The sequence below is a fragment of the Desulfovibrio sp. genome (assembly GCF_009712225.1).
GTDB lineage: Bacteria > Desulfobacterota > Desulfovibrionia > Desulfovibrionales > Desulfovibrionaceae > Desulfovibrio.
Map to the genome: position 1 here is coordinate 1 of NZ_WASP01000005.1, position 12,410 is coordinate 12,410.

Genomic DNA, 12,410 nt, shown 5'->3' on the forward strand with positions numbered 1-12,410 from the left:
CTTCCTTGATGGCGATGGAGTTCACCTTGTTGCCGTTGTATTCCACCTTGGTGGGACGCACAGCGGCGGTGGGGCAAGCAGACACGGCCAAAGGAATTTCGCACAGCTGGTCAGCCCATTCGTGGTCGACCATCGGGGGCTTGCGGTGGATACCCACAAGGCCGATGTCCGAGCAGTGCACGGCGCCGCACATGTTGATGCAGCAGGCAAGCGCGATGCGCACGGGGGCGGGCAGACGCATGGACTTGAAGTCTTCAAACACGGCGTCCATCACGGCCTTAACCGGGCCAGAGGCGTCGGTCGCGGGGGTGTGGCAGTGCACCCAACCCTGGGTGTGCACCATGTTGCTGATGCCAGCGCCGGTGCCGCCCACGGGGAACTTGAACGAGCCACCGTTAAACTTGCGGCTGTTCAGGTCGTCGCGAAGGGCCTTCATGCCGGCTTCGCTGTCCACCATGAATTCAATGTTGTTACGGGTGGTCCAGCGCAGGTAGCCGCCACAGTGCTTGTCGGCGATGTCACACAGCTCACGGATGTGAGTGATGGACATGGTACGGGTACCACCCACGCGAACGGTAAAGCACTTGTCGCCGCTTTCGGCCACGTGCACGAGCACGCCGGGCTCCAGAATTTCGTGATAGAGCCACTTGCCGAAGTTGTTCTTGATCACCGGCGGGAAGTATTCATTATACTTATGGGGTCCGATGTCAGTAATGCGGCCTTCCATCGGTTTTGCGGGATTGTACCCGGAAGAAATAAAAGCCATGTTCTTCTCCCCCTTTGACTAGCGTTGATGGCGTTTGCGGTAAGCAGCGAGGTCGCGGGTCCAGCCGCCGGGCACTTCTTCTTCCTTGAAGAAGATGTACGGGTTGGAACGCGGTTCCTTCACATGGTAGGCAGCGGCGGGAGTGTCGGTGACTTCCAGCAGCTTCTGGAACGACAGGCGCTTCATGGTTTCACCCACGCGCTCGCGGTTCTTGCCTTCTTCCATCCACCAGTCCCAAATCTTTTCGATGACTTCTTTCACGTCATCGTAAGGGGCTTCACAGGAGACGAAAGGCACGAGCAGCGAACCCATCTGGGCGCCGTCCACCACGGGAGCCTTGGCGCCCACGAGGATGCTCGCGCCGCGTTCGTCACCGATGTGCAGAGCGCGGGGCATGGTGTTGATGCAGTGCATGCAGCGCACGCAGTCGGCGGTCTTGATGGAAAGCTTGGAGCCGTCCCACTTCATGCACTTGGAGGGGCACAGGTCAACGACTTCCTTCTGGATGTCGAACTTGCCCCAGTCACGACCGGAGTGAGCGCCAGCGTTGGGGGCGAATTCGCCGCCCACGTAGCCCTTCACGGCGTCCTGGTCGATCTTGATGTCGTCCTTCCAGGTACCGACAACGGCAAAGTCAGAGCGCGCCATGGCGCACACGCAGCCGTTGGGGCAACCGTCGAACTTGAACTTGAACTTGTAGGGGAAGGCGGGGCGGTGCAGTTCGTCCTGATAGTCCATGGTCAGCTGGTAGCACATGTCCTGCGTGTTGTAGCAGGCATATTCGCAGCGCGACTGGCCAAGGCAAGATTCAGGGGTACGCAGGTTGGAGCCCGAACCACCCAAGTCAACGTTCATGTTGTGGGTCAGTTCGTGGAAGATTTCTTCCAGCTGGGCAGTCTGGGTACCGAGCAGCACGATGTCACCGGTGGAACCGTGCATGTTGGTCAGACCGGAACCACGCAGATCCCAAATGTCGCACAGGTCGCGCAGGAACTTGCTGTGGTAATACTTACCGGAAGGCTGTGCCACACGCATGGTGTGGAAGTGAGCCACGCCGGGGAACATTTCGGGCTGGTCGCAGTAACGGCCGATAACGCCGCCGCCGTAACCGAACACGCCGACGATGCCGCCGTGCTTCCAGTGTGTTTCCATTTCGTTGTAGGAAAGCTCAAGCACACCCAGAAGGTCTTCAGGGCAGTCCACAGGGATCTGATAATCAAGACCCTTGGGGTTCTGGGCCCGATAGGCCGCCTCCTGTTTGATGTCGGACACAAAGCTCGGCCAAGGGCCGCTTTCAAGCTGGTCCAACAAGGGGGTTGCATGTTTCGCCATTGCCATACCTCCACATGGTTTGTTTGTATCACGCGCTCGCGTGACGTGCCGGTCAACTGCGGCGATCCGGTGCGGCAATCCGGGGAATGGGCGCGAAATCGCTGCCCATGCAGGTGGTAAAACTACCCGCCTGCACACGCATACCGACTAAATCGGCATACGCCCGCCCCGTAAAATCGGGACGCCCCAGGGGATCGCGGATAACGGACGTGCATGGGCCTCCGACCGTCAGGCCGCAACGCGGTCAAAACACTGCTTAGCCCATTTTCAACATAATGACAACCGGGGCGGCATGATATACACAAAAGGCGCGAGAATACCCGTCGATCAAGGCTTTGCGACACAAAGCACTAGAACACAGCATGCCAAAATCATTACTTTAGGCCTTGTGGAGGGGCACTTTTTTGGGGCAAAAAGCAACTTTTTTCTTAAATATTGCACTTTTTTTCACAACTCTTGCAACCACCCTTGGCAAAGCATCCTGTTGCGCGTATACTGGTATAGTATTGTGCGGGCGCACCGCACCAACACACGGCCATTCAGGGCCGCAGATTCGCAAAGGCTATCCTTATAATGAAAGACCAGCTTGGATTGTACTATCACCCGCAGGCGGGTAATGCCCAGTCACGCGTGTATGTGCGACGTGGGCCTGACGGAGAAGTTGAATTTCGCCTCTGGCGTGCCGACCACCCAGAAGTGTGGGAACGCCACCCCTGGCTGAGCATGGCCGTGGTGCGCAGCGCTGCCCGCATGTACCAGCAGGAACGCAACCCCGAGGCCGACCCCATGCTGCTTTACGACATCGCCGTGGCGCGTGCCCTGCTGCAGGAGAACGAAGCGTGAACGGACGCTGGCTGTTGGCCAACCGCGACTTTCTCGTACGCGATCTGGTGCGCGACTATTGCACCGTCTACAGCCTGTTGGCCGACCAGCGCCACCGTTTTGATGTGGATGGAGCCGTTTCATATACCGCCCTGCGCGACCTTCTTGGTGAGGCAATGCGCAAGGGGGTATTCTGGCGGCTCAAAGACACGGCACACCATCTCTTCCGCAACAGCCCCGGCATAGAGGCCGTGGCCCCCGGCGGCATGCCCTCTCTGGAACTGCCCCCACAGGGGGATATTCCCACCGAAAGCGGCAACGCGGCAGAGCAGGAACAGATCAAGGCCCTGCGCCGCCATGCAGACAATGTTCTGCCCGGCGGAGCCGGTGCACAAAAAGCGCTGGAAGGCCTCATCGACTGGTGCATCGGCTACGCCTTTCACGAATGCGCCAAACTGAAGGAAGACGCCTTTCAGGGCCAGCACTACGCCAACAGGCTTATCCAGATTTCGCGTATTCCTGCCGTTACAGCAGACATGTACAATCCCCTGCGAGGCCTCGGCGGTCAGACGTCCGAAAGCTCCTCTCGCGAACTTTCGCGCATCATGCACGTTCTCGCCCATGGCCTGCGCCTGCTTGCCAGCTATCTGGCTGTAGAACGCCACAATGCCCATCTGGCCCGCTGGCTTGCCAGCGAAGAAGACTTTGCCCGCCGTATCTTTGGTCAGTCTTACGACCACCTGCTGGCCTCACTCTACGGCAACGACCGCGAACGCCTTTACCTCATGGCTGCCAGAGACTTTCTGCATGCTGGCCGTCGCGAACCCGCCCGCGCCCTGCTTGCCAAGGCCCATCAGGGTGGCAGCCTGGGGCTGGAAGGCCTGACCCTGCTGCGCGAGCTGGACAGGGAAGCAGCCTCGGAATGCGGGGGGTCTGGCATCTGCGCCGCCTGCGGCAAGAAAAACTCCTTACCCTGCCTGCCCTTTCTGGCTGGTCAGGGCCGTGGGTGTGCATGACGGTCAGACCGTATCTGCCTTTTCTCATTGCCCTGCTTTGCTGTGTTCTGCTGAGCGGCTGTGGTTCGCGCTCCTGGCACAAAGGCGGCGTGCCGGGCAGCCGTCCCTACACGGTGCGCGGCAAAACCTACTATCCCCTCAAGTCTGCCAGAGGTTTTGTGGAAGAAGGCACGGCCTCATGGTACGGCCCCGGTTTTCACGGCAAGACCACAGCCAACGGTGAAACTTACAACCAGTACGCCATGACGGCGGCCCACAAGATATTGCCGCTGGGAACCCAGGTGCGCGTCACGCATCTGGGCAACGGGCGTTCCATCATCGTGCGCATCAACGATCGTGGCCCCTTTGTGGATGACCGAGTCATCGACCTTTCGCGCGCGGCGGCCACCCGCCTCAATGTGGTGGGGCCGGGCACGGCCCGCGTGCGTGTGCAAAGCCTTGGCGGGGTGGAGCGCATGCAGGACGACGGGGATCTTACGGGAGAATTTTACGTGCAGGTGGGGGCCTTTGCCGACCGCATAAATGCCGACAACCTCATCAGCATTCTTTCCCAGAGCGGCAACAAGGGAAGGCTTGTATATGGCAGCAACAACATGTGGAACGTGCAGGTGGGGCCGTGGCCGGATTCGTTTGGCGCGCAGCGTCAGCTTGACGTGTTCCGGGGCATGTATCCCGGGGCCTTTGTGGTGGGAGACAAATAGCTGCAGCGCCTGACTGCCCGCCGAGGGTCTGCCCTCTGCCCCTGACACAGCTCTGCGCTCAAAAAGCAAAAAACCCCGCTCGCGCGGGGTTTTCACATTTTCAGAGCGGGGCTTGCTGTTACAGGTTGGCAGCGTACCAGTCGCCCGCAAGGCGCAAGCCCTGACGCACGTCAAACTGCGGGTTGTAACCCAGCAGGGTTTGGGCGCGAGAGATGTCGGCAAGCGAGTGGCGCACGTCGCCAGCGCGGTAATCGCGGTGAACGCACTCGGCACCCATCACTTCAGGCTTGTGGCGGGCCACTTCTTCCTTGATGAGGCCAAACAGCTCATTAAGGGTGGTGCGCTGGCCAAAGGCCACGTTGTAAATCTTGTTGCTGGCGTCGCCCTGGGCAAAACTGGCCAGCAGGTTGGCCTGCACAACGTTGTCGATGTAGCAGAAGTCGCGGCTGGTTTCGCCATCGCCGTTCACGAATACGGTTTCCTGCTTGATGAGGCTGGCAAACCACTGGGGAATAACGGCAGCATAGGCCCCGTAGGGGTCCTGACGCTGGCCAAACACGTTGAAGTACCGCAGCCCCACGCTGGAAAAGCCGTAGCAGCGGTGGAACACGTCGGCGTACAGTTCGTCCACATACTTGGTGACGGCATAGGGCGAGAGCGGGCTGCCGATCTTGTCTTCCACCTTGGGCAATTCGGGCGAATCACCGTAGGTGGAGGAAGAAGCGGCGTACACAAAACTTTTTACACCCGCGTCGCGCGCGGCCACCAGCATGTGCAGGTAACCGGTGATATTGCAGCTGTTGGACAGCAGGGGATCGTCAATAGAACGCGGCACGGAACCAAGGGCGGCCTCGTGCAGAACGTGCTGCACACCCTTGCAGGCGGCGTGGCAGGTTTCGATATCGCGAATATCGCCTTCAATGAAGGTAAAACGGCTCCACGCCTCGGGGCCAACGATGTCGCGCACCATGTCCAGATTCTTCTGGTAGCCGGTCATAAAGTTGTCCAGCCCGACAACGGTCTGCCCAAGCTTGAGCAGCTGTTCCAGCAGGTTGGAGCCAATAAAGCCCGCCACGCCAGTGATAAGCCAACGCGAAGGTTCGGCGGTCATGGATTTGGTAAGTTCGGAATACGCGCTCATGTGTTGCGTCCTGTTTTCAGATTTTCGGCCTGCGCCTGTGCCATACGGCAGGGGGCATGCCCACCAAGCTTTTACCCTGTAGCCGTGCGACTGTAAAGCCAGCCCCGGTTCCACAACTCGCATACCCGAGAACTGTGGCCCCTTTTCATAACACGGTTGTAATGCTATAGGCTTGCCCATGCGACACTAGCCCTCAGGGCAAGCGCGGAACAAGGGAGAGCGCCAAGCATGAAGATCATTGTTCTGGGCAACCAGGCAAAAGCCATGAGCAATTTCTGGAGCGTGCTCATCCGCCACATGCGCCGTGCGGGGCATGATGTGGTTTGCTGCGCCCCGCCGGGAGACACCGACGCCGAGGCGGCGCTGGCTGCCCAGGGCGCACGTGTGCGCCACTATTCGCTGGACAGAAAGGGCCTTAACCCCCTGAGCGACCTGCGCACCACGCTGGAGCTTTTCAAACTTTTCAGGGATGAAAAGCCCGATCTGCTTTTTGCCTCTACCATCAAGCCTGTCATCTATGGCTGCATGGCCGCCCGGGCTGCTCGCGTACCTCATATTTACGCTACCATCACGGGCCTTGGCTACGCCTTTGAGGCAGACTCGTTCTTCAAAAAATTAGTCAACCGCCTGGGCCGCCTGCTTTACCGCGCGGCACTCTCTGGAGCAGAAGGCGTGTTTTTTCAGAATCAGGACGACATAACGGTTTTCCGCCAGTCGGGCATTCTTGGTTCCAGCGCCCGCGTGCTCACCGCGCGGGGAACGGGTGTGGATACCAAACGTTTCGCTCCCAGCCCTTTTGCCGACTACACCGATCAGGGCACCCTGACCGGTCCGCCGGTTTTTCTGCTGGTGGCGCGACTGCTTGAGGCAAAAGGCCTGCCGGAATACGCCGAGGCGGCGCACATGCTCAAGGGCCGCTACCCCGATGCGCGTTTTCAGGTGCTTGGCCCGCCAGAAAAAGGCCTTGGCAGCGTGAGCCTCGAGCAGGTGCAGAGCTGGCAGCAACAGGGCAGCATCGAATACCTTGGCGAAACCCGCGACGTGCGCCCCTATGTGGCAGCAGCCCATGTACTTGTGCTGCCCTCGTGGCGCGAAGGAACGCCCACCTCCATCATGGAAGGCATGAGCATGGGCCGCCCTGCCGTGGTAACAGACGCGCCGGGCTGCCGCGAGGTTGTGCGCCCCGGCGTCAACGGCTATCTTGTGCCCATACGCGATCCGCAGGCGCTTGCCAGCGCCATGGAAGCCTTTATCACCTGCCCGCAGGACATTGCCCGCATGGGACAGGCAGGGCGAGAACTGGCCCTGAGTGAATTTGACGCCGAAAAAGTGGCTGCGCGCATTCTTGAAGACATGCACGTTCCCGCCATTGAGGACACACTATGATAAGCACTTACCGCATGGCCCTCTTGCAGACGCTTGACCTGGTCTGCATTCTGCTGGCCCTCAGCATTACCGGTTTTTTGACGGTAGAGCCGGATCTGAGCATTTTTCACGACTACACGGGCGCCACGCTCTTTACGATCTTTTTCTACATGCTCTTTTTCTACATTCTTGATGCCTACAGCGTGGGCAACGAGGATTTCAAGGAAACCGTAGGCCGTGTGCTTGTGGCCTGCCTTCTGGGCATCATTTCTTCGGCCACCGCGTCCTACGCTTTTCAGCACTGGCGCTTTGACCGCGAGACCGTGGCCATGCTTTTCATGATGTCGCTCTGCTTTTCACTGGGCTGGCGCTGGATATACCACCTCAACGCCGAAAAACTCACCCACCCCCTGCGCATACTGCTGGTGGGTGTAGACCGCGCGGGCAAGGTACGCCAGCTGCTGGCCGAAGGCCTGCCCAAGGCCGAGATTCTTGGCTATGTGGGCGAACGCGATCAGGGCCCCGACGCTGGACCGTGCCTTGGCGCGCCCTTTATGGCGCTGGATATTGCCAAGGAAAAGCAGGCCACCATGATTCTGCTGCTGCCCGACGCGCCCATTGACGACGACATAGCCCGCGACCTGCTTGAAGCAAAGCTGCGCGGCAGCATGGTTGTAGACATCCGCAGCTTTTACGAACATGTGGTGCAGCGCCTGCCGCTCTCGCAGATCAACGACGAATGGCTGCTGCAGACCGAGGGCTTTTCGCTCAATACCCGCGGCTCGCTGCGCCGTCTCAAGCGCGCGCTTGACGTGCTGATTTCGCTGCTGCTGCTCATACCCGCTGCGCCCATCATGCTGATCACGGCCATTATTGTGCGGCTGGAGTCTCCCGGCCCGGTCATTTACAAACAGGACCGCGTGGGCCTTTTTGAAAAGGAATTTACGGTCTACAAATTCCGCTCCATGCGCGCCGATGCGGAAAAGAACGGAGCCGTGTGGGCCAGCGCCCAGGACGCCCGTGTGACCAAGTTTGGCAAGTTTATCCGCAAGGTACGCATAGACGAACTGCCCCAGATATGGAACATCCTTAAAGGGGACATGAGTTTTATCGGCCCCCGGCCCGAGCGCATGGCCTTTGTGCGCCAGCTCAAGGAAAGCATACCCTACTATACCCTGCGCCACACTGTTAAGCCGGGGCTCACGGGATGGGCGCAGGTATGCTACCCTTACGGCGCCTCCGAAGAAGACGCGCGCCGCAAGCTGGAATATGACCTGTACTACATCAAGAACATGTCCATCCTGCTGGACATCAACATTGTCTTTAAAACCGTAGGCGTAGTGCTCTTTCCCAAGGGCGCGCGCTAGCAAGCCCTGCCCAGGACAAATTGCGCAAACAGAAATCCCCGTGAGCAGACCTCACGGGGATTTCTTCTGCTTTACAAACCGCAGAGCTAAGACAGCGCCGCTGCAATGCGCTCGGTAGATTCCTTAATATATCGCGCAAAGTTGTTGCCGCTGATGGCTGGTGAAAACAGATAGCCCTGAATGATCTTGCAGCCGTTTTCAGCCAGGAATTCGGCCTGCTCCCGTGTTTCCACGCCCTCGGCCACTGTGGCCATGCCCAGACCATTGGCCAGGGTAAGCACGGTTCTGACCAACTCGTTGGAAGCGTTGGCGGGCGCATTGATGCCGTCAATGAAGGACTTGTCGATCTTGAGGCTGGCAATGGGCAGGGTGTGCAGATAGTAGAGCGATGAATAGCCCGTACCAAAATCGTCCAGATAGATCTTTATGCCCTGCTCGCTCAAGGCGGCGATAGCCCGCGAGGCCTCGGCCATGTTGGACATGAAGGCAGTCTCGGTTATTTCGATGCCAATATGCTCCGGCCGCACATCCTCGCGCCCCAGCACGTCCAGCACATCATCCACAAATGATTCGGCAATGATGCTGCGACCAGACATATTGACCGCCACCCGCACATTGCCCAACCCCTGATCCTTCCATTCTCGATGCTGCCTGCACGCACGGCGCAGCACGTACATGTCGAGCCGCCGCACGAGCCCGGTTTCTTCTGCCAGAGGAATAAAGACAGCTGGCGACACCCAGCTGCCGTCGGGGCGTTTCCAGCGCACCAGGGCCTCGCAGCCTGCCAGTGATTTTTCGGCAATGCTGATCTTGGGCTGGTAGTAGACATCAAATGCGGCGCTGTCCATGGCTCTGAACATTTCGGTTTCGAGGGCCATACGGTCATTGGCGGCCACGGTCAGATCTTCGGTAAAGAAGTCATAGGTGTTCTTGCCCTTGGCCTTGGCCCTGTACATGGCAAGATCTGCGCTTTGCAGGAGCGCCTCCATGGTGCCGCCGTTGTCCGGGTAACAGGCAATGCCAATGCTGGCGCTGAGGTATATGGAATAATCATCCACATAAAAGCAGCGGTTAAGTGAGCACAGCACGTTCTTTGCCAGCGCTTCAATCTGGTTTTTGCTGTGCACCCTGCCTGCAACAATTACAAATTCATCGCCCCCGGTTCGGGCCACGCAGTCATCCTGCCGCGCAAGATAGGTCAGCCGCTCTGCGGCCTGGCGCAACAGCTTGTCGCCCAGCGAATGCCCAAAGCTGTCGTTGACCTGTTTGAACCGGTCAAGATCTATAAGCAGAACCCCCACCATACCGCCGGTGATGCTGGCCTCGCGCAGGGCATCCAGCAGTTTTTCTTCGGTCAGCGACTTGTTGGCCAGCCCGGTGAGCACGTCGTGGTTGGCTCTGTAGGCCAGTTCCTTTTCCATGGCCGAACGTTCAGAAATATCCAGCAGCGAAATAACAGAGAGCCCGCTGCCCGGTATCCTGGCCAGCGTCACGAGCACGTTTGCGGTTTTGCCGCCGTGCGTGATGAGCTCTGTTTCAAACTTTTCGCGGGTATGGCTGGCATCTGCTGCAAAGAGCTGCTGCGGGGCAAACAGGCTTTTGCTCAGGAACCTGCTTATGAACAGCTTGCCCTCAATTTCATCAGAAGGCAGGCCCACCAGATTGGAAAACTCCGTATTGGTCAAAAAGATCAGCCCCGTACTGCTGATAACCGCCGTGGCTGTGCCCGTGTTCATGAACAGGGTCTTGTAGCGTTCTTCCGACCGTTGCAGCTCCTGACGGGTTGTCTCAAGATCAGTGATATCCACGAACGATTCCAGATAAATTTCCTCACCGTTCATCTGAATGGCGCGTACAGACTTAACAATAGTTTTCTGCGTGCCGTCGGTAGCCACCAGTTTGCCAGCCAGCAATTCGGCCCTGGAGTGCCCGTTGACCATGGGGCACAGGTCTACCCCCCTGGGGCAGACAAATTCGTGGCAGGCCTTGCCCACAATTTCTTCCGTGGGCAGGCCGATAAATTTCTGGGCAAAGGCGTTGATGCTGCGAATTTTCAGGCTACCGGGCTCTATGGTGATAACACCAGCCTGCAGGGTATCGAGCGTTTGCTGCAAAAACTTTTCGTTTGATTGCAGGGCATCGATCATACTGTTGATCTTGAGAGAAAGATCAAAGATCTCGTCGTCGCCTCCAATCTCTATTTTTTTCAGTGTCGTGCTGCTTTTTTCTATGTGCTGCGCCTGACGCTGCATGGATAGTATGCGCCGTAGTATCTGCTTTTCCGTAAAATACAGAAAGGCCACCAGCATGCTCATGCCGGTAATGACAATGAGAATGAAATTCTGCATGAACATGCGCTTGCCGAGCTGCGCTATCTCCCTGTCCGTGACAAGGCGCAGACAAAAGGCAGAACAGTCAAACACATCACGTACTACAGAGTACGAATTGACCGCACCGTCTTCGCGCACAGTTTTAAATCCTGTTACGTCATCCGCCGCTGTGGGCACAGTGTTGAACACATCCACCGGCAGTATGGAAAAGTGCAGAAGGGTGTCGTGCTCAGCATCCCTTATAAATTCCGCGTCCATGGCGCGCGTCATAAAGACCACGCCGTTGGGCGGCAGCAGCATGGCAGTATCGCGTATTTTCTGGGCTGCCATTATATGCGGCACGCCGCCGATCATCAGTATGCCTTTCATGCCTTCATCGGCGCTGCTCATAAGCTTGCGGGTCAGCAATGCAAAAAGTCTTTGCGCTTCGCCCGATTGGCCCGGTGCCCAGTTTTCCGTTGCGTCTTCTACAAAGGCCGCGTGCACCCCCTCCCTGTCGTAATAGGCAATGGAAGACAGGTTGAGCTTCACAAGCATTTGTTGCTGCAAATTTGTTTTGACAAACTCGGGATCCATATACTGCATGAACCGGTAAGCATCGTCCCAACAGGCCCAGTCCACAGCGATATGACCTATCTGCACCTGTTGGGCATTAATGTGGTTGCGCAACTGCCGCATTTTTTCGCTTGAGGCATTGCCTTCAATGGTTTCTACCCCGCGCACAACGACAATTTCAGACGTAATGTATGAAATCATTATGAACAGGCCCACAATGGCCGCGCAAACAATAATGGAAAGATGCTTTATGCGCATAGGGAACCTGCCGGGCATTGGGCGCACGCAACACCGCCCTCAGGCATAAGGCGAAGCAAGGGATGCCCACCCGATGTGTGTGGAGAAACAGAGATGATGCGGCAAGGCCCGGTGCTCCCGGCTTGCCATTCCGCTGGCAACATTCGCATACCCTCTCCCGAAATATCTGGAAAAAGCACTGCCGCATTGGCGGATTCAATGATTACTGTTTTCAAGTTACCCTTTTACCCAAAATATTTCCACATATTGGCAGGCCATTTATTGGGCAGAGGTCGCAAAAAAGCCCGCGCTGGGCGGGCTTGCATAAAAAAACAAAATTTGCAGTGCAGCTTCGTCAGCCGATGCTGGGTTGACGTGACACCAGCTCTTCGAGCACCACGGCATCGGCAGGCAAAAAACCCAGGGCAAAAGCCTCCTGCGGTTCTACCCAGCGCAGGTTCTGCCCTTCCGCACCGCAGGGTTCGCCCGCAAACTCGGTCACATGAAAAAAGTAGATGCGCACGCCAAAACCGCGCTCTTCATATTCGTGGTCAAGACTTTTCCAGAACACGGCCTGCCGCACCCCGATGCCCAGCTCTTCGGCCAGCTCGCGCTTCAGGGCATCCAGCGGGCTTTCGCATGCTTCAAGCTTGCCGCCGGGAAATTCCCAGTACCCTTCCAGAGGTTTGTCACTCAGCCGCTGGCTGGCCAGAAACCTCTTGCCACGCCAGATGATGCCGGCTGCTACTTCTATATGCTGCATTAATTCCTCCGCATG

At 57.8% G+C, this 12,410-nt stretch carries 10 protein-coding genes; 5 read left to right on the forward strand and 5 right to left on the reverse strand.

The features are described from left to right. Positions 1 to 766, reverse strand: a 766-nt coding sequence (locus F8N36_RS03885; protein ID WP_291331487.1) for a sulfite reductase, dissimilatory-type beta subunit, incomplete at its 3' end; no start/stop codon positions are given. Between the two features lie 18 nt (positions 767 to 784). After that, entirely contained in the window at positions 785 to 2,098 is a 1,314-nt protein-coding gene (gene dsrA, locus F8N36_RS03890; RefSeq protein WP_291331488.1) for a dissimilatory-type sulfite reductase subunit alpha, read from the reverse strand. 573 nt (positions 2,099 to 2,671) lie between these two features. On the opposite strand from dsrA, the gene F8N36_RS03895 reads away from it, so the two are divergent. The 3 genes from F8N36_RS03895 to F8N36_RS03905 are packed head-to-tail and all read left to right on the forward strand — an operon-like array spanning position 2,672 to position 4,637. Next, on the forward strand, positions 2,672 to 2,941 hold the full coding sequence (locus F8N36_RS03895; protein WP_291331489.1) for a hypothetical protein: 270 nt from the start codon (positions 2,672 to 2,674) through the stop codon (positions 2,939 to 2,941). Beyond that, positions 2,938 to 3,936 carry a hypothetical protein gene (locus F8N36_RS03900; RefSeq protein ID WP_291331490.1) on the forward strand — a complete coding sequence of 333 codons (999 nt, stop codon included), beginning with the start codon at positions 2,938 to 2,940 and terminating at the stop codon, positions 3,934 to 3,936. Before F8N36_RS03895 ends, F8N36_RS03900 begins: the two co-directional genes overlap by 4 nt. After that, the gene (locus F8N36_RS03905; RefSeq protein ID WP_291331491.1) at positions 3,933 to 4,637 is read left to right on the forward strand and encodes a septal ring lytic transglycosylase RlpA family protein; all 705 of its coding nucleotides are present in this window, start codon (positions 3,933 to 3,935) and stop codon (positions 4,635 to 4,637) included. The genes F8N36_RS03900 and F8N36_RS03905 overlap by 4 nt, the downstream gene beginning before the upstream one ends. Before the next feature lie 118 nt (positions 4,638 to 4,755). Here the strand turns inward: F8N36_RS03905 and F8N36_RS03910 are convergent, their stop codons facing one another. Further along, the gene (locus F8N36_RS03910) at positions 4,756 to 5,778 is read right to left on the reverse strand and encodes an NAD-dependent epimerase/dehydratase family protein (RefSeq protein WP_291331492.1); all 1,023 of its coding nucleotides are present in this window, start codon (positions 5,776 to 5,778) and stop codon (positions 4,756 to 4,758) included. 228 nt (positions 5,779 to 6,006) lie between these two features. On the opposite strand from F8N36_RS03910, the gene F8N36_RS03915 reads away from it, so the two are divergent. Both F8N36_RS03915 and F8N36_RS03920 read left to right on the forward strand, forming a co-directional pair. Beyond that, the gene (locus F8N36_RS03915) at positions 6,007 to 7,164 is read left to right on the forward strand and encodes a glycosyltransferase family 4 protein (RefSeq protein ID WP_291331493.1); all 1,158 of its coding nucleotides are present in this window, start codon (positions 6,007 to 6,009) and stop codon (positions 7,162 to 7,164) included. Beyond that, positions 7,161 to 8,510, forward strand: coding sequence for a sugar transferase (locus tag F8N36_RS03920; RefSeq protein ID WP_291331494.1), 1,350 nt, complete (start codon positions 7,161 to 7,163; stop codon positions 8,508 to 8,510). Before F8N36_RS03915 ends, F8N36_RS03920 begins: the two co-directional genes overlap by 4 nt. 86 nt (positions 8,511 to 8,596) lie before the next feature. On the opposite strand, the gene F8N36_RS03925 is transcribed toward F8N36_RS03920, so the two are convergent. Continuing rightward, positions 8,597 to 11,653, reverse strand: a complete 3,057-nt coding sequence (locus tag F8N36_RS03925; RefSeq protein WP_291331495.1) for an EAL domain-containing protein — start codon at positions 11,651 to 11,653, stop codon at positions 8,597 to 8,599. A 334-nt stretch (positions 11,654 to 11,987) separates the two neighbouring features. Continuing rightward, positions 11,988 to 12,395 carry a (deoxy)nucleoside triphosphate pyrophosphohydrolase gene (locus F8N36_RS03930; RefSeq protein ID WP_291331496.1) on the reverse strand — a complete coding sequence of 136 codons (408 nt, stop codon included), beginning with the start codon at positions 12,393 to 12,395 and terminating at the stop codon, positions 11,988 to 11,990. Positions 12,396 to 12,410 lie beyond the last annotated feature (15 nt).

Bases quoted from the DNA above. Each gene is read 5' to 3' on its own strand.
- F8N36_RS03905 (WP_291331491.1), top strand. From the start codon at position 3,933: ATGACGGTCAGACCGTATCTGCCTTTTCTCATTGCCCTGCTTTGCTGT.
- F8N36_RS03910 (WP_291331492.1), bottom strand. From the start codon at position 5,778: ATGAGCGCGTATTCCGAACTTACCAAATCCATGACCGCCGAACCTTCG.
- F8N36_RS03915 (WP_291331493.1), top strand. From the start codon at position 6,007: ATGAAGATCATTGTTCTGGGCAACCAGGCAAAAGCCATGAGCAATTTC.
- dsrA (WP_291331488.1), bottom strand. From the start codon at position 2,098: ATGGCGAAACATGCAACCCCCTTGTTGGACCAGCTTGAAAGCGGCCCT.
- F8N36_RS03895 (WP_291331489.1), top strand. From the start codon at position 2,672: ATGAAAGACCAGCTTGGATTGTACTATCACCCGCAGGCGGGTAATGCC.
- F8N36_RS03925 (WP_291331495.1), bottom strand. From the start codon at position 11,653: ATGCGCATAAAGCATCTTTCCATTATTGTTTGCGCGGCCATTGTGGGC.
- F8N36_RS03920 (WP_291331494.1), top strand. From the start codon at position 7,161: ATGATAAGCACTTACCGCATGGCCCTCTTGCAGACGCTTGACCTGGTC.
- F8N36_RS03930 (WP_291331496.1), bottom strand. From the start codon at position 12,395: ATGCAGCATATAGAAGTAGCAGCCGGCATCATCTGGCGTGGCAAGAGG.